Here is a 15,784-nt window from a genome sequence, read left to right on the forward strand (position 1 = left end):
CTACGCTGCACCGCATGGCTTCCCGCAAGCGCTCCTCCGCCCCGGCCGCTCCCGCGCCGGAGGGCATCAACCCGAAGGCTCCTTGCTTCTGCGGCTCCGGCCGCCGCTACAAGCACTGCCACGGCTCCGGCTACGCGCCGCCGGTGACGCGGCCCTTCGAGGGCCTGCCCGGGGAGACCGACTGGGTCGCCCTGCGGGAGCTGGTGCCGGCCGCCACGGCCACGCTGCGGACGACGGACGGCCGTGACGTCACGCTCGCCAGCGTCCTGCCCGGGGGCACCCCGGCCCTGGTGCGCGCCAACGGGGAGATCGTGCTCGGGGTCCAGATGCAGACCTCCTCCGACGACGTCAGCCGCGACATCGGGACCGCGCTGGCCGCCGCGCTCGAGGCGCCCGCCGGCGCCCCGGTCGACCCGGGTCCGATCGGCGCCGCCGGCTCGGCCGGGCCGCGCCTGCAGGAGCTGCTCGACCTGACGGCGCCGTTCGAGGTGACCGTGCACGACGACTTCGGCTTCTGGCTCGAGGGCACCGACCCGTCGGCGGCTGCCCTCGCGGGGCTCGAGCACGCCAACGAGGCGATCCTGCCGACGGTCCGGCTCGAGGGGCTCGACGCCGCCTACTGGGTGCGCCCCGGTGACGAGCGCGCGCACCTGCGCTGGGTCCGGCCCGAGCCGGAGGAGCGGCTGCTCGACGCGCTGGCCCGGCTCTCGGCGTCCGGGCAGATCCTGCTCGGCGAGGGGACGCGCTACGCCGGCGCCTTCCGCGCCCTCGGCCTCGTCGTCCCGGTGTGGGACCTGCCGGCCGACGCGACCGCGGAGAGCTGGGTCGGCCCGGCGACGGAGTTCCAGACCCGCCTCGAGGCGGCACTGCAGGTCACCGAGCCGCTCACGTCGGACGAGCGCCGCGCCCGCGCCGGCCTGATCTCGCGGCAGATCACGCTGCGCTGACCCGACCTGCGTGTTTGCGCTCACACGGTCGGCGCGGAGGAAGCGGCGGGCCGAGCGCGTGGCCGGTGCGCCCCGTGACGCCTCGCTGACCGGCGGAAATCGTTATCCCGAGCGGATGACGGCAGCGTTACGCGACCGTGACAACGAATGGGCGATCTGGGGTTGACGGCGCTGGTTGTTAGCGCTCACATTGGCTTCGCTCGCGTCGCGCGGGCCTGCGCCGGGTCGAGTGGCGGCAGATGTCTCGAAGAGGAGATCAACACGTGAGCAGGAAGCTCGGCTTGACCGCCGCGAGCGCCGTCCTGGCGCTCACGCTGGCGGCTTGTGGTGGCGAGGGTGCGGGAAGCAACTCGGACACCAGCAACGCGGACCCGGAGGACCTGTCGATCGGCGTCTCGATGCCGACCCAGACCTCCGAGCGCTGGATCGCCGACGGCAACTCGGTGAAGGAGCAGCTCGAGGACGAGGGCTACGAGGTCGAGCTGCAGTACGCCAACGACGACATCCCCACGCAGTCGCAGCAGGTGGACCAGATGATCACCCAGGGCGTCGACGCCCTGATCATCGCCGCGATCGACGGCACCGCCCTGAGCAGCCAGCTGCAGGCCGCCGCTGACGCGAACATCCCGGTCATCTCCTACGACCGGCTGATCCGCGACAGCGAGAACGTCGACTTCTACGTCAGCTTCGACAACTTCAAGGTCGGCGTGGCGCAGGCCAACGCGCTGCTGACCGGGCTCGGCATCGCCAACGAGGAGAACCCCGGCGGCACCGCCACCGGCCCGTTCAACATCGAGCTGTTCGCCGGCTCGCTGGACGATAACAACGCCTTCTTCTTCTTCGACGGCGCCATGTCGGTCCTGCAGCCCCTGATCGACGACGGCACGCTGGTCGTCAAGTCCGGCCAGACCACGATCGAGCAGGCCGCCACGCTGCGCTGGCAGCAGGAGACGGCGCAGAAGCGCATGGAGGACCTGCTGACCTCCAGCTACAACGACGGCTCGATCGTCAACGGCGTCCTCTCGCCCTACGACGGTCTGTCCCGCGGCATCATCACCGCGCTGCAGAACGCCGGCTACGGGTCGGCGGAGAAGCCGATGCCCGTCGTCACCGGCCAGGACGCCGAGATCGCCTCGGTCAAGCTGATCGCCGACGGTGTCCAGAGCTCCACGATCTTCAAGGACACCCGTCTGCTGGCCGAGCAGGCCGTCATCGCGGCGAAGGCGTTCCTCGAGGGCGACGAGCCGGAGGCCAACGACACCGAGACGTACGACAACGGCGTCAAGGTCGTCCCGTCCTACCTGCTGCCGGTCGTCACCGTGTTCGCCGACGACATCCAGAAGGAACTGGTCGACACGGGCTACTGGACGGCCGAAGAGGTCGAGGCCGGCCAGGCCGACTGACCTCGCACCAGACCGGCCGGGCCCGGTGGCGTCATCGCTGCCGGGCCCGGCCGCACCACCCCGTGCACAACCCCAGCGCGATCCGGGCCGACCTCGTTCTGCCCGGGGGCCGCGCACCCCCCACACTCTGCACATCGCACGCCGCGCGCACCCGCCCCGTCCCGTACGCGCATGACGAGCCTGAGGACGACGGAGTCCATGGACGACAACATCCTGGAGATGCGCTCGATCACCAAGACCTTCCCGGGCGTCAAGGCGCTCGAGAACGTCAACCTGGCCGTGCGCCGGGGCGAGATCCACGCGATCTGCGGTGAGAACGGCGCCGGCAAGTCCACCCTGATGAAGGTGCTGTCGGGGGTCTACCCGGCCGGCACCTACGACGGCGAGATCGTCTTCGACGGGAAGTCCGCCTCGTTCGGCGGCATCCGCGACAGCGAGCACGTCGGGATCGTGATCATCCACCAGGAGCTGGCCCTGGTGCCCTACCTGTCGATCGCGGAGAACATCTTCCTCGGCAACGAGCGGCGTGGCCGCGGTGGCCTCATCGACTGGAACAAGGCCAACGCCGAGGCCACCGAGCTGCTGCAGTCCGTCGGTCTGGACGAGAGCGCTGTCACCCCGGTCGGCCAGCTCGGCGTCGGCAAGCAGCAGCTGGTCGAGATCGCCAAGGCGCTGTCCAAGGACGTGCGGCTGCTGATCCTCGACGAGCCCACCGCCGCGCTCAACGACACCGACTCCGAGCACCTGCTCGGGCTGCTGCGCCGGCTGAGGGATCGCGGCATCACCTCGATCATGATCTCGCACAAGCTCAACGAGATCACCGCGATCGCCGACCGCGTGACCGTCATCCGCGACGGGAAGACCGTCGAGACGCTCGACCTGGAGAAGGGCGAGGTCACCCAAGAGCGGATCATCCGCGGGATGGTCGGCCGCGACCTGGAGAGCTACTACCCCGACCGGGAGTCGCACCCGGGCGAGGAGGTCCTCCGCGTCGAGGACTGGACCGTCTGGCATCCCACCCAGGACCGCAAGGTCGTGGACGGCGCGAGCTTCGACGTCCGCGCGGGCGAGGTCGTCGGCATCGCCGGCCTCATGGGCGCCGGCCGCACCGAGCTGGCCATGAGCATCTTCGGGCGCTCCTACGGCCGGAACATCTCCGGCCGGATCTTCATGCACGGCAACGAGGTGAAGGCGCGATCGGTGGCCGAGGCCATCGACAAGGGCATCGCCTACGCGACCGAGGACCGCAAGCGCTACGGGCTCAACCTCATCGAGGACATCCGCCGCAACGTCTCGGCTGCTGCCCTGGGCAAGCTCTCGCGCCGCGGCTGGGTCAACGGCAACGAGGAGACCAAGGTCGCCGAGGAGAGCCGGCGCAGCATGAACATCAAGGCGCCCAGCGTGATGTCGGTCGTCGGCAAGCTCTCGGGCGGCAACCAGCAGAAGGTCGTGCTGTCCAAGTGGCTGTTCACCGACCCCGACGTGCTGATCCTCGACGAACCCACCCGCGGCATCGACGTCGGCGCGAAGTACGAGATCTACACGATCATCAACCGCCTGGTGGCGGCCGGTAAGGCCGTCGTCGTCATCTCGTCCGAGCTGCCCGAGCTGCTCGGCATCTGCGACCGCATCTACACGCTGTCGGCCGGGCGGATCACCGGCGAGCTGCCGGTCCGTGACGCGACCCAGGAGAGCCTGATGGAACTCATGACCAAGGAGAAGGAGACCGTCTGATGGCCACCACCACGACCCCCCAGGCGGATCCCACTCCCAAGGAGCCGGAGGCCTCGGAGGCCCTGCACACCGGCACCAGCAACGTCCGGGCGCTGGTCCTGCGGAACCTGCGGACGAGCGGCATCTACGTCGCGTTCGTCGCGATCGTCGCGCTGTTCGCGATCCTCACCGACGGCGTCTCGCTCAGCCCCGGCAACATCACGAACATCGTCCTCCAGTACTCCTACATCCTGGTGCTGGCGATCGGCATGGTCCTGGTGATCATCGCCGGCCACATCGACCTCTCCGTCGGCTCCGTGGTCGCCCTCTGCGGCGCCGTCTCCGCCGTCCTGGTCATCCAGCGCGACAACCCGTGGTGGGTGGGCGTCCTGGCCGCCATCGCGGTCGGCCTCGCCGTCGGCGCATGGCACGGCTTCTGGGTCGCCTACGTCGGCATCCCGGCCTTCATCGTCACCCTCGCCGGCATGCTGCTCTTCCGCGGCATGACGCTGCAGGTGCTGGACAACATCTCCCTGTCGCCGTTCGGCCAGCCCTACACGAACGTCGCCAGCGGCTTCCTCAACGGGCTCCTCGGCGGCAACGGCTACGACGCCTTCACCCTGCTCATCGGCGCCGTCGCCGTCGCCGGCTACGCGGTGAGCGGGTTCCGCACCCGCGTGGCCCGCATCAAGTACTCGCAGCCGGTGGAGTCCTTCCCGTTCTTCGTCGGCCGGGTCGTCCTCGTCGGCGCGGTGGTCATGTACTTCGCCTGGCAGCTGGCGCACGCCCGCGGCCTGCCGATCGTGCTGATCATCCTCGCGGTGCTGGTCATCACCTACGGCGTCATCTCGAAGCGGACCGTCTTCGGCCGCCAGATCTACGCGATCGGCGGCAACCTCGCGGCGGCCCAGCTGTCCGGCGTCAAGGTGAAGGTCGTCAACTTCTGGATCTTCGTGAACATGGGCTTCCTGTCCGCGATCGCCGGGATCATCTACTCCTCGCGCTCCAACGGTGCCCAGCCGGCGGCCGGCAACATGTTCGAGCTCGACGCCATCGCCGCCGCGTTCATCGGTGGCGCCGCCGTCACCGGTGGCGTGGGCACGGTCGTCGGCGCCATGGTCGGTGGTCTGATCATGGCCGTCATGAGCAACGGCATGCAGCTCATGGGCGTGGAGCAGCAGATCCAGTCGATCGTGAAGGGCCTGGTGCTGCTGCTCGCCGTCGCGTTTGACGTCTACAACAAGCGTCGTGCCGGGGCGTCCCGCTGAGCGCTGAGGCGCTGACCTCCGGGCCGGTCGCCGCGGTCGCAGGTCGCGGCGCCCGGGCCGGGCGACGAGGAGGGGGAACGGTGGAGCCCGACGGGGCGACCCGTGCCCTGGTGATGAGCGACGTGGCGGCGCTCGCGGGCGTCTCGCACCAGACGGTGTCGCGGGTGGTCAACGGCCACCCCAACGTCGCGCCGCACACCCGCGAGCGGGTCGAGCGGGCCATCGCGGAGCTCGGCTACCGGCCCAACATCGCCGCCCGCGCCCTCGTCACCGGGTCGACCCGCACCATCGGTCTGGTCACCGTGAAGATCAACCAGTACGGGCCGGCGCAGACCATGCTCGGCCTCGAGAACGCCGCCCGGGCGGCGGGCTACTCGCTGAGCGTCTCGATCCTGGACGACGCGACGGCGGCCCACATGCGCGAGGCCGTGGACACGTTCGTGGCCCAGCGGGTCGACGGCATCGTGGCGCTGTCCACCTACGACGACGCCGCGGCGGCCCTGGCCACCCTCGACCCGCCCGTGCCGCTCGTCGCGGTCCAGGTCGGCGGGGTCGAGGACCGGCCCGCCGTCGGCGTGGACCAGGAGACCGGCGCGCGCCTGGCCATCCGGCACCTGCTGGGGCTCGGCCACCGGACGGTGCACCACGTGGCCGGGCCGGCCGACTCGCAGGAGGCGCGGGGGCGCATCGCCGGCTGGCGTGCCGAGCTGGCGGCCGCCGGGGCGCCGGTGCCCGAGGAGATGCTCCGGGGGGACTGGACGCCGTCGTCGGGCTACCTGGCCGGCAAGGCGCTGGCGGCCCGCATCCGCGGCGGCGAGGACATCACCGCGGTCTTCACCGCCAACGACCAGATGGCCCTCGGCCTGCTCGCCGCCCTGCACGAGGGCGGGCTGCGCATCCCCGAGGACGTCAGCGTCGTCGGCTTCGACGACCTGCCCGAGGCGCCGTACTTCACCCCGCCGCTCACCACCGTGCGCCAGGACTTCGCCGAGCTGGGGCGCCGGGGCGTCCAGCTCGTCCTCGGCCGCATGAGGGGCGAGGACCTGCACCCGGACCCCGTCCCGCCCGCGCTGCTGGTGCGGTCGAGCACCGGTCGGGCGCCCTCGCCGGCATGAGGCATGCTCCGTTGTTAGCGCTCACACGTCCGGCTCCGCGAAAGGGTTCCCTGCGATGACGACCGATGCCGTCGCTGCGATCACCGGCGGCCGCACTGCCCTGGGCATCGAGCTGGGGTCCACCCGCATCAAGGCCGTCCTGGTCGGCCCGGACCACGCGCCGCTCGCCGTCGGCAGCTCCGACTGGGAGAACCAGCTCGTCGACCGGGTGTGGACCTACTCGCTGGACGCCGTCTGGGCCGGGCTGCAGGAGAGCGTCGCGGCGCTGGCCGACGACGTGCGCCGCCGCCACGGTGTCGAGCTCGCGGGCGTCGGTGCGCTCGGCGTCTCGGCGATGATGCACGGCTACCTGGCCTTCGACGCCGACGGCGAGCTGCTCACGCCGTTCCGCACCTGGCGGAACACGAACACCGGGCGGGCCACCGAGCGGCTCAGCGCGGAGTTCGGCGTCAACATCCCGCACCGGTGGAGCGTCGCGCACCTGTACCAGGCGATCCTGGACGGCGAGGAGCACCTCGGCCGGATCGACCACCTGACGACCCTGGCCGGCTACGTGCACTGGCAGCTGACCGGGCAGCAGGTGCTCGGCATCGGTGACGCCAGCGGCATGTTCCCGATCGACGACTCCACCCGCCGCTACGACACCGCGATGCTCGCCCGCTTCGACGAGCTGGCGGCCGAGGCGGGAGCGGAGCTGACCCTCGGCGAGCTGCTGCCCGCCATCGCGTCCGCCGGCGAGCCGGCCGGCACGCTGACCGAGGCCGGCGCGGCCCGCCTGGACCCTGCCGGTCGGCTGCACCCTGGTACCCCGCTCTGCCCTCCGGAGGGCGACGCGGGCACCGGGATGGTGGCCACCAACTCGGTCGCCCCGCGCACCGGCAACGTCTCCGCGGGCACCAGCATCTTCGCGATGGTCGTGCTCGAGAAGGAGCTCGCCCAGGTGCACCGCGAGCTGGACCTGGTGACGACACCCGCCGGTGACCCGGTGGCGATGGTGCACTGCAACAACGGCGCCAGCGAGCTGGAGGCGTGGGCCGGGCTGTTCGCCGAGTTCGCCCGGGCGCTCGGCTCCGAGGTGGGCGCCTCGGAGGTCTTCGAGACGTTGTTCGCCGCCGCGGTGCGCGGCCCCGCCGACGGCGGCGGGCTGCTCGCCTACAACTACCTCTCCGGGGAGCCGATCACCGGCCTGGAGGAGGGCAGGCCGCTCTTCCTGCGGGCGCCCGACAGCCGGCTGGACCTCGGCTCCTTCATGCGGACGCACCTGTACGCGTCGCTGGCCACGCTCCGGATCGGGATGGACGTCCTGCAGAAGGCCGAGGGCGTGCGGCTGGACCGGATGTTCGCCCACGGCGGCCTGTTCAAGACCGAGGGCGTCGCCCAGCGGTTCCTGGCCGCGGCGATCGACACCCCGGTCTCCGTCGGCGACGTCGCCGGTGAGGGCGGCGCCTGGGGCATCGCCGTCCTGGCCGCCTTCTCCACCCGGCGCTCGCCCGGGCAGACCCTGGCCGACTACCTCGACACCGAGGTGTTCACGGCCACGAGCCTGCAGACCGCCGATCCCGACCCGGACGACGTCGCGGGCTTCGACGCGTTCATGCGGCGCTACGTCGCGGCGCTCCCGGTCGAGCGGGCCGCCGTCGAGCACGTGAGCCCCGCCCAGCGAGGAGGAGACGCATGACCGCCACCCTGACCGAGCGCGGCACCCACCGAGAGCAGCGGGAGCACGTCGCCCGGCTGCACTCCTACCTGACCCGTTACGAGCTGGTCACCTGGACGTCGGGGAACGTGTCCGAGCGGGTGCCGGGCGAGGATCTCTTCGTCATCAAGGGCAGTGGCGTCGAGTACGACGAGCTGACCTGGGAGGGCATCACCGTCTGCGACCTCGACGGGAACCCGGTCGACGGGGTCAAGAAGCCCTCGAGCGACACCGACGCGCACGCCTACGTCTACCGGCACATGCCGCAGGTGAACGGCCAGGTGCACACGCACAGCCCCTACGCCACGGCGTGGGCCGCGCGCGCCGAGGAGATCCCCTGCGTGCTGACGGCGATGGCCGACGAGTTCGGCGGGCCGATCCCGGTCGGGCCCTTCGCGCTCATCGGCGACGACTCGATCGGCCGGGGGATCGTCGGGACGCTCTCGGGCTCCCGCTCGCCGGCGGTGCTCATGCGCAACCACGGCGTCTTCACCGTCGGAGCCTCCGGGAAGGCGGCGGTGAAGGCCGCCGTCATGACCGAGGACGTCGCCCGCACCGTCCACTTCTCCCGCCAGCTCGGGGAGCCCCTGCCCATCGCGCAGGCCGACGTCGACCGGCTCTACGCCCGCTACCAGAACGTCTACGGACAGTGAGGACCTCGCCGTGAACAACCCCTACGCCGGTGCCGAGATCTGGTTCCTGACCGGCAGCCAGGACCTCTACGGCGAGGAGACCCTCCAGCAGGTCGCCGAGCAGTCGCAGCGGGTCGCCGCCGAGCTGGACGGCGCGGACGCGATCCCGTTCCGGGTGGTCTGGAAGCCCGTGCTCAAGGACGCCGGCGCGATCCGCCGGGCCATGGGCGAGGCCAACGAGGACCCGAACTGCCTGGGCGTCATCACGTGGATGCACACGTTCTCGCCGGCGAAGATGTGGATCTCCGGGCTCGACGCGCTGCGCAAGCCGCTGCTGCACCTGCACACCCAGGCCGACGCCGCCCTGCCGTGGGCGACGATCGACATGGACTTCATGAACCTCAACCAGGCCGCCCACGGCGACCGCGAGTACGGGTTCATGCTCACCCGGCTGCGCGTCCCGCGGACGACTGTCTCCGGGCACGTCTCGAACCCGCGCGTGCGCGCCAGGGTGGGGTCCTGGGCCCGCGCCGCCGCCGGTGCCGCGGCTGCCCGGGGGCTGAAGCTGGCCCGCTTCGGCGACAACATGCGCAACGTCGCGGTCACCGAGGGGGACAAGGTCGAGGCGGAGATCCGCTTCGGCATGTCGGTGAACACCTGGGGCGTGAACGACCTGGTCGCGGTGGTGGAGGCGGTGCAGGACTCCGCCGTCGACGAGCTGGTCGAGGAGTACGCCGACCTCTACGAGATGTCCGCCGACGTGCTGCCCGGCGGCGCGCAGCACGACGCGGTGCGCTACCAGGCGCGCATCGAGGCAGGCCTCCGCTGGATCCTCGAGGAGGGCGGCTTCGGGGCCTTCACCACCAACTTCGAGGACCTCGGGGGGCTGCGCCAGCTGCCCGGTCTCGCCGTGCAGCGGCTCATGGCCGACGGCTACGGCTTCGGCGGCGAGGGTGACTGGAAGACCTCCGCGCTGCTGCGCGTGCTCAAGGTCGCCGGCGCCGGCCTGCCGGGCGGGACGTCGTTCATGGAGGACTACACCTACGACCTCGAGGTCGGCAGCGAGAAGATCCTCGGCGCCCACATGCTCGAGGTCTGCCCGAGCATCTCCGGCGGGAAGCCGAAGCTCGAGGTGCACCCGCTGGGCATCGGCGGCCGCGAGGACCCGGCGCGGCTGGTCTTCGACGCCGCGCCGGCGCCGGGCGTCGTCGTCGGCTGGTCGGACCTCGGTGACCGGTTCCGCTGGGTGGCCAACGAGATCGACGTCGTCGAGCCCGACGAGCCGTTGCCGAACCTGCCCGTCGCCCGCGCGGTGTGGCAGCCGCGGCCGGACTTCGCCACCGCCACCGAGGGATGGCTGACCGCCGGCGGTCCGCACCACACGGTGCTGACCACCCAGCTGGGCGCCGACGAGCTCACCGACCTGGCCGAGGTGTTCTCCACCGAGCTGGTGCTCATCGACGCCGACACCACGCGCCGCTCGCTGGCCAAGGAGCTGCGCTGGAGCGCGGCCTACCACCGCCTCAACCAGCGGCTGTAGCCCTCCCGCGGAACCTTGTGCTCTGCCCACCCTGGTGGGCAGAGCACAAGGTTCCGCGAACCCTCCTCAGGCGTGGCGGATCAGGTACCGGTAGAAGCCGGCGCCGCGGTGCAGGGCGGCCACGGAGATCCGCTCGTCCGCCGCGTGCAGCGCCGCGAGCTCCTCGCGGCTCAGGTCGAACGGCATGAACCGGTAGACGCTGTCGCAGATCTGGCTGAAGTGCCGGGCGTCGCTGGCCTGCACCATCACGTACGGCGCCACTGCCGCCTCGGGGTAGACCGACCGCACCGCGTCCGCCACCAGCGCGAAGGCCTCGTTGTCCGCTCGGGAGACCGGTGACGGGTCGTTGCCCGAGACGACCCGCAGCTCGACGTCCGGGTCCGCGACGACGCGGCGCAGCCGGTCGACCGTCGACTGCACGGTCTCGCCGAGCGCGATGCGGATGTTGGCGTGCGCCCGCGCGCGGGTGGCCAGCACGTTGCGCGCCGTGCTGCCCTCCAGCTCGGTGATCGCCACCGTGGTGCGGACCAGGGCGTTGGCCTCCCGGCTCGCCCGCGACAGGACCAGCGCCAGCGCCGGCCGGAGGTACCCGGCGTGGGCGAACACCGCCCGGTACCCCGTGGGTGCGTGCCGGCCGAGTGCGTCGACCATGCCGAGGACGACGTCGTGCAGCCGGGCGGGGAAGGGGTTGTCCTCGATCCGCAGGATGGCGCGGGCCAGTCTGGCGGGCGCCCCGCCGCGAACCGGGGCCGACGCGTGCCCGCCCGGGTCGCTGGTGACCAGCTCGAGGTCCAGCAGGCCCTTCTCGGCCAGACCCACGACGGCCGTCTGGCCGGGGACGCCGGGGAAGACGCCGCTCACCACCGCCCCGCCCTCGTCCAGCACCGCCCAGGGCCGGGCGCCGCGCGCGGTCAGCGCCTCGACGGCCAGCTGCGCGCCGACCCCGGCCACCTCCTCGTCGTTGCCGAACGAGAGGTAGACGTCGCGCGCGGGCGTGAACCTCGCGGTCACCAGCGACTCGACGGCCTCCAGGATCGCGACGAGGGCGCCCTTGTCGTCGATGGCGCCGCGGCCGTGCACGACGCCGTCCGCGATCAGGCCGGAGAACGGGTCGCGGGACCAGTCCTGGCCGGCCACCGGCACGACGTCGTAGTGCGCCATGAGCACCAGGGGCGGGGCGTCGCTCCCGCTGGACCAGCGGTAGAGCAGCGCGCCGTCGCCGAGCACCTCGCGCTCGAGCGTCTGGTGGGTGCGCGGGTACAGCTCGACCAGGCGCTCGCGGAACCGCTCGAAGGCGGCGGCGTCGACCTCCGCCGGGTCCCGGGACGAGATCGTGGGGATGCGGACCAGCTCGGCCAGACGCTCGGCGGCGGCCCCGGCGTCCAGCCCGTCGAGGTCGGCAGGGTCGGGAGAGACCTCCGGAGGGCGGAAGCGGGCGACCCGCCGGGCGGCCGCCGTCACCGCGGCGCCGCAGGCGGCAGCGACCAGGACACCCCTCATGCCCGCGGCTCCGTGGCCGGGGCGACCGCGCGCGGGTCCGCGGCCGCCGCGGCGTCGGAGAAGGCGAGCTTCGGGACGACGACCAGCGCCACCGCGGCCGCCAGCGCCGTCACACCGCAGACGACCCAGACGGTGACGTAGCCGCTGAGCGACCCGGCCGTCCCCTCGGTGCCGTCGACCAGCGTCGGCGCCCCGGCGGCGAGGGCGACGGCGAACGTCGCCGACGCGAAGCTGCCGCCCAGCACCTTCGACGTGTTGGTGAGGCCGGTGGCGACGCCGGTCCGCCCCGCCGGGGCAGCAGCGGCTGCCGCGGCGGGCAGGGCGGCGACCAGCGCACCCGAGCCGAGACCGGCGACCACCATGCAGGCCAGCGTCTCACCCAGCGTCGCGTGGAACGGCACCAGCAGGAGGTAGCCCGTGCCGACCAGGACGGCGGCGCCGATGAGCGTCGTCCGGGGGCTGGTGCGGGCGGAGATCCGGGAGAACTGGCTGGCACCGACGAGCATCGAGATGACGTAGCCGCCGATCACGATCGACACCATGCTCGTCGAGAGGCCCAGCCCGTAGCCGTACACGTCGGGATCGGTGCGGGCGAACGTCGACAGCGGGCCCTGGGCGCCGAGCACGCTGATGCCGAAGAGCCCCGCCGTGAGCTGGACCGGCCACATGGAGGGGCTGCGGAGCACCCGGAAGTCGACCAGCGGGTCGGGGCGGCCGAGCTCGTAGCGCACGAACGGGACCACCAGCAGCAGACCCGCGGCGGTCACGAGCCACGGCCAGGGCTCGCCGGCGCCGTTGATCCGCACGAAGGTCAGCCCGCCGGTGATGACCAGCAGGACGACGCTGAGCAGCGCCGCCCCGGTGGCGTCGACGTCGCCCGCCAGGCGGTCGGTGCTCTCGGGCACCCGCAGCGCGACCACGGCGCAGACGCCCAGGACGAGGAAGCCGGGGACCAGCAGCACCAGCCAGAACTGGCCGGCGAAGGCGCTGCCGACCTGCCCGCCGCCCAGGGCGCCGACGATGGCGCCGAACTGCAGGGCGGCGACGATCAGGCCGGTGGCCCGGCGGGTCTGCGCCGCCTGGTCCGCCCGCCCGCGGGAGCGGTCGTAGATCAGCGCGACCTGCAGCGGCAGCCAGGCGGCGTAGATGCCCTGCACCGCCCAGGCGATCAGGAAGAGCGGGAAGGACTGCGCGAACGCCAGGACGACGGTGGCCGCCGCGACCACGGCGGCCGAGAGCAGCAGCATCCGCCGGTGACCGTGCAGGTCGCCGAGCTTCGCGAGGATCGGCACCGCGATCGCCGACAGCATCAGCTGGGCGGCCTCGAGCCAGTTGACGTCGGCGTCGTGGATGTCGAGGTGCCGCGCGACGTCGGTGAGCAGGGGGATGTAGTAGCCCTGCAGGACGCCGCTGGTGAACTCGACGAAGACCAGGAAGCCGACGAGGCCCCCGCCGATCCCCGCGATCCGCCCGCCGCTGCGCGCCGTCGTCCCCGTCACCCGAGGTCCTTTCCCGCTGCGCCACGGGTGGTGGCGCGGAGGGTCCGGAGCGTAGTGGGCGGGCAGTGCCGGGCGGAGCCCCCGGCCGGGAACTCCGCCCGGTCGGACGAGATCAGGCCCGGCGGCGTCCGGAGGCGATCAGCCAGCTGCCCGACAGCGCGAGGGCGGCGCCCCAGGCGACCAGCGGCTGGACCGAGACGCCTGTGTAGGCGAGCTTCCCGGTTCCGGCGTAGGCCACCGGCTGGGCGTAGGTGGCCACGGTCTCCTCGCAGCCGACGCCGTCGTAGTCGCTGTCGAGGTGCGTGCCGTAGCCGTACTGGCCGGCGTACACCGGAGCGGCTCCGTAGGCGCGCGCCTCGTCGCAGTCCTTGTAGGTGAACGCGGGCTGGTGCGTCGTCGGGGGCGTGTAGTGGCCCGACGCCTGCGACGGCCGGGGCCCCTGCGTGCCACCCCCGGTCGGCGGGGTCGGGAAGCAGTCCTGGATGTCCTCGATGGCGTTCTCGATCAGCCGCTGCCCGGTCTCGAAGTCCTCGGGGGACACCCCGATCCCCTCCAGCAGGTCCTCGATGCCGGGCAGGTCGCCCGGGTCCAGGGCCTGGAGCTGCGCCTGCAGCGGTCCGGGCGCGGGAGGCGCCGAGGGACCGAGGGCGATCAGGTCCTCGATCAGGTCCTGGATCACGCCTGCGACGCACTCGCCGGGGTTCTGGCTGGTCGAGGTGGTCGAGCCGGCCGAGGTCGACGTCGTCGTGCCGCCGGTGCTCGTCGCCGTCGCCGTCGTCGTCCCGCCGGGCTGGGTAAGGGTGATCGTCGTGATCTGGGTGAGCGTGACCGTGGCCTCTGCGGCGGCGAAGTCCGCCGCGGTGCGCTCGGCGGCCCCCGTCGTCCGGGCGGCCGACGAGCTGCCGCTGGTGTCCGCGCTGCCGGAGGTGGTCGTGCCCGGCAGGGACTCGAGGATCTCGGTGACCTCGGCGTCGGTGGGATCGCCCGGGTCGGCCAGCGCCGACCCGGAGGAGAACAGCACCAGCACCGATGCGGCGAGCAAGGCGAACGGCATCCGCAGACGCGTGGACATGGGCTCCCCCGAGAGCTCACAGCAGCAGTGGCCCGTGAGAGGTATCACGAGTCACAGGTAATCGCTGACACGAGTTCCCGGTACCGCGAGGACCGTTCCGTCACGCGTCAGCGCGCCGCGACGCGCAGTAGCGCTTCGCGCTCAGAGCGACGCGCGCGCCACCGGGCACGACATGCAGCGCGGCCCGCCCCGGCCGCTCCCCAGCTCCGAGCCCGCGATCCGCACGACCTCGATGCCGGCGGCCTCCAGCGCGGCGTTCGTGACGGTGTTCCGCTCGTAGGCCACGGCCAGCCGCGGCGCGAGCGCCAGGGTGTTGTTGCCGTCGTCCCACTGCTCGCGCTCGGCGGTGACCGGGTCCAGCCCGGTGTCGATGACCCGCAGCCGGTCGATGCCCATGGCGGCGGCCGCCGCGGTGAGGAACGGCTGCGGTCCGGCGACCGCCAGCTCGGCGGTGTCGGCGTCGTCGGCGACCCCGTCGGGAGCGGTGACCGTCCAGGCGACCAGCGAGTCGGCGACCGCCGGGTACATGACCATCGCGTCGACGTCGACCATGGTCGCGATGGTGTCCAGGTGCATGGTGGCCCGCTGCTGGGCGATCGGGACGACGAGCACCGTGTGCGCCAGCCGGCGGGCGAAGAGCCGCCGGGCCAGCCGCTCGGCACCACCGGGCGTCGTCCGCTCCCCGACGCCGACGGCCACGACGCCCGGCGAGAGCAGCAGCACGTCACCGCCCTCCAGGTGCTCGAGGTGCGCCCCGTAGAGCTGCTCCACCCCGGCGAAGCGCGGGTGGTGGGCGTAGACGGCGGCGGTGATCGTGCTCTCCCGGTGACGCGCGGGCATGGCCAGCGACGTCACCGCGACCTCGTCGCCCACCCACACCGACGAGTCGCGGGTGAACAGCAGGTTGGGCAGCGGGGGCACGACGAAGTCGCCGCGGTCCATGACCTCGAAGGCCAGGCCCTTGCCGCCGCGCAGCTCGTCGTGGGCCAGCCCCGCGATGAGCGCGCCGGCGAGGTCCTCCGGGTCGAGCCCGGACAGGTGCGTGGTCGTGGCCCGCTGGAGGGTGGCGCCCAGCCGCGGGTCGTCCACCGCCGCGGCGATGAGCTCGGCGCGGGCCGAGGGGAACGACAGCACCTCGGCCAGCAGCCGGTCGAGGTGCAGCACCTCGACCCCGCGGTCGCGCAGCGCCTGGGCGAAGGCGTCGTGCTCCTCCTGCGCGCGGTCGACCCACGGGACGCCGTCGAACAGGAGCTCGTCGTTGTTGCGCGGCGTCAGCCGCCGCAGCTCGGCCCCGGGGCGGTGCAGCAGCACGGTGCCCAGCCGGCCGACCTCGCTGGTGGCGCCCATGGCCGGCACGGCGTCGCCGTCGTCGATCATGCGCAGAGGTTCGCACAGCGGC

12 protein-coding genes are annotated in these 15,784 nt (G+C 72.5%); 8 read left to right on the forward strand and 4 right to left on the reverse strand.

Annotated elements, in window-relative coordinates:
• Positions 1 to 14: 14 nt before the first annotated feature.
• From DCS98_RS00270 to araA, 8 genes are all read left to right on the forward strand, one after another.
• Entirely contained in the window at positions 15 to 947 is a 933-nt protein-coding gene (locus tag DCS98_RS00270) for a DUF5926 family protein (RefSeq protein WP_116449376.1), read from the forward strand.
• 263 nt (positions 948 to 1,210) lie between these two features.
• A complete protein-coding gene (gene chvE, locus DCS98_RS00275) occupies positions 1,211 to 2,350 on the forward strand; it encodes a multiple monosaccharide ABC transporter substrate-binding protein (RefSeq protein ID WP_241036960.1) in 1,140 nt (379 codons plus the stop codon).
• Between the two features lie 171 nt (positions 2,351 to 2,521).
• Positions 2,522 to 4,084 carry a multiple monosaccharide ABC transporter ATP-binding protein gene (gene mmsA, locus DCS98_RS00280; protein ID WP_277394588.1) on the forward strand — a complete coding sequence of 521 codons (1,563 nt, stop codon included), beginning with the start codon at positions 2,522 to 2,524 and terminating at the stop codon, positions 4,082 to 4,084.
• A complete protein-coding gene (gene mmsB / locus DCS98_RS00285) occupies positions 4,084 to 5,331 on the forward strand; it encodes a multiple monosaccharide ABC transporter permease (RefSeq protein WP_116449379.1) in 1,248 nt (415 codons plus the stop codon). Before mmsA ends, mmsB begins: the two co-directional genes overlap by 1 nt.
• A gap of 80 nt (positions 5,332 to 5,411) precedes the next feature.
• Positions 5,412 to 6,446 carry a LacI family DNA-binding transcriptional regulator gene (locus DCS98_RS00290; RefSeq protein ID WP_241036962.1) on the forward strand — a complete coding sequence of 345 codons (1,035 nt, stop codon included), beginning with the start codon at positions 5,412 to 5,414 and terminating at the stop codon, positions 6,444 to 6,446.
• Positions 6,447 to 6,501: 55 nt separating this feature from the next.
• On the forward strand, positions 6,502 to 8,124 hold the full coding sequence (locus DCS98_RS00295) for a xylulokinase (RefSeq protein ID WP_116449380.1): 1,623 nt from the start codon (positions 6,502 to 6,504) through the stop codon (positions 8,122 to 8,124).
• Complete coding sequence (locus tag DCS98_RS00300; RefSeq protein ID WP_116449381.1) at positions 8,121 to 8,795, forward strand: L-ribulose-5-phosphate 4-epimerase; 675 nt, start codon at positions 8,121 to 8,123, stop codon at positions 8,793 to 8,795. The genes DCS98_RS00295 and DCS98_RS00300 overlap by 4 nt, the downstream gene beginning before the upstream one ends.
• 10 nt (positions 8,796 to 8,805) lie before the next feature.
• Positions 8,806 to 10,314, forward strand: coding sequence for an L-arabinose isomerase (gene araA / locus DCS98_RS00305; RefSeq protein WP_116449382.1), 1,509 nt, complete (start codon positions 8,806 to 8,808; stop codon positions 10,312 to 10,314).
• Between the two features lie 66 nt (positions 10,315 to 10,380).
• On the opposite strand, the gene DCS98_RS00310 is transcribed toward araA, so the two are convergent.
• The 4 genes from DCS98_RS00310 to DCS98_RS00325 all read right to left on the reverse strand — a co-directional run bounded on the left by DCS98_RS00310 (position 10,381) and on the right by DCS98_RS00325 (position 15,762).
• The gene (locus DCS98_RS00310; protein ID WP_116449383.1) at positions 10,381 to 11,814 is read right to left on the reverse strand and encodes a M20/M25/M40 family metallo-hydrolase; all 1,434 of its coding nucleotides are present in this window, start codon (positions 11,812 to 11,814) and stop codon (positions 10,381 to 10,383) included.
• Positions 11,811 to 13,313, reverse strand: a complete 1,503-nt coding sequence (locus DCS98_RS00315) for an MFS transporter (protein ID WP_116449384.1) — start codon at positions 13,311 to 13,313, stop codon at positions 11,811 to 11,813. Before DCS98_RS00315 ends, DCS98_RS00310 begins: the two co-directional genes overlap by 4 nt.
• A 112-nt stretch (positions 13,314 to 13,425) precedes the next feature.
• Positions 13,426 to 14,385 (reverse strand): excalibur calcium-binding domain-containing protein, encoded by a 960-nt coding sequence (locus DCS98_RS23230; RefSeq protein WP_241036964.1) that lies wholly within the window; start codon positions 14,383 to 14,385, stop codon positions 13,426 to 13,428.
• A gap of 141 nt (positions 14,386 to 14,526) precedes the next feature.
• The gene (locus DCS98_RS00325; protein WP_116449385.1) at positions 14,527 to 15,762 is read right to left on the reverse strand and encodes an arginine deiminase; all 1,236 of its coding nucleotides are present in this window, start codon (positions 15,760 to 15,762) and stop codon (positions 14,527 to 14,529) included.
• Between the last annotated feature and the right edge of the window lie 22 nt (positions 15,763 to 15,784).

Origin of the sequence: Blastococcus litoris (assembly GCF_003075095.1) — a bacterium.
GTDB classification, from domain to species: domain Bacteria; phylum Actinomycetota; class Actinomycetes; order Mycobacteriales; family Geodermatophilaceae; genus Blastococcus_B; species Blastococcus_B litoris.

Bases quoted from the DNA above. Each gene is read 5' to 3' on its own strand.
- DCS98_RS00270 (WP_116449376.1), top strand. From the start codon at position 15: ATGGCTTCCCGCAAGCGCTCCTCCGCCCCGGCCGCTCCCGCGCCGGAG.
- mmsA (WP_277394588.1), top strand. From the start codon at position 2,522: ATGACGAGCCTGAGGACGACGGAGTCCATGGACGACAACATCCTGGAG.
- mmsB (WP_116449379.1), top strand. From the start codon at position 4,084: ATGGCCACCACCACGACCCCCCAGGCGGATCCCACTCCCAAGGAGCCG.
- DCS98_RS00295 (WP_116449380.1), top strand. From the start codon at position 6,502: ATGACGACCGATGCCGTCGCTGCGATCACCGGCGGCCGCACTGCCCTG.
- DCS98_RS00300 (WP_116449381.1), top strand. From the start codon at position 8,121: ATGACCGCCACCCTGACCGAGCGCGGCACCCACCGAGAGCAGCGGGAG.
- DCS98_RS00310 (WP_116449383.1), bottom strand. From the start codon at position 11,814: ATGAGGGGTGTCCTGGTCGCTGCCGCCTGCGGCGCCGCGGTGACGGCG.
- DCS98_RS23230 (WP_241036964.1), bottom strand. From the start codon at position 14,385: ATGTCCACGCGTCTGCGGATGCCGTTCGCCTTGCTCGCCGCATCGGTG.
- DCS98_RS00325 (WP_116449385.1), bottom strand. From the start codon at position 15,762: ATGATCGACGACGGCGACGCCGTGCCGGCCATGGGCGCCACCAGCGAG.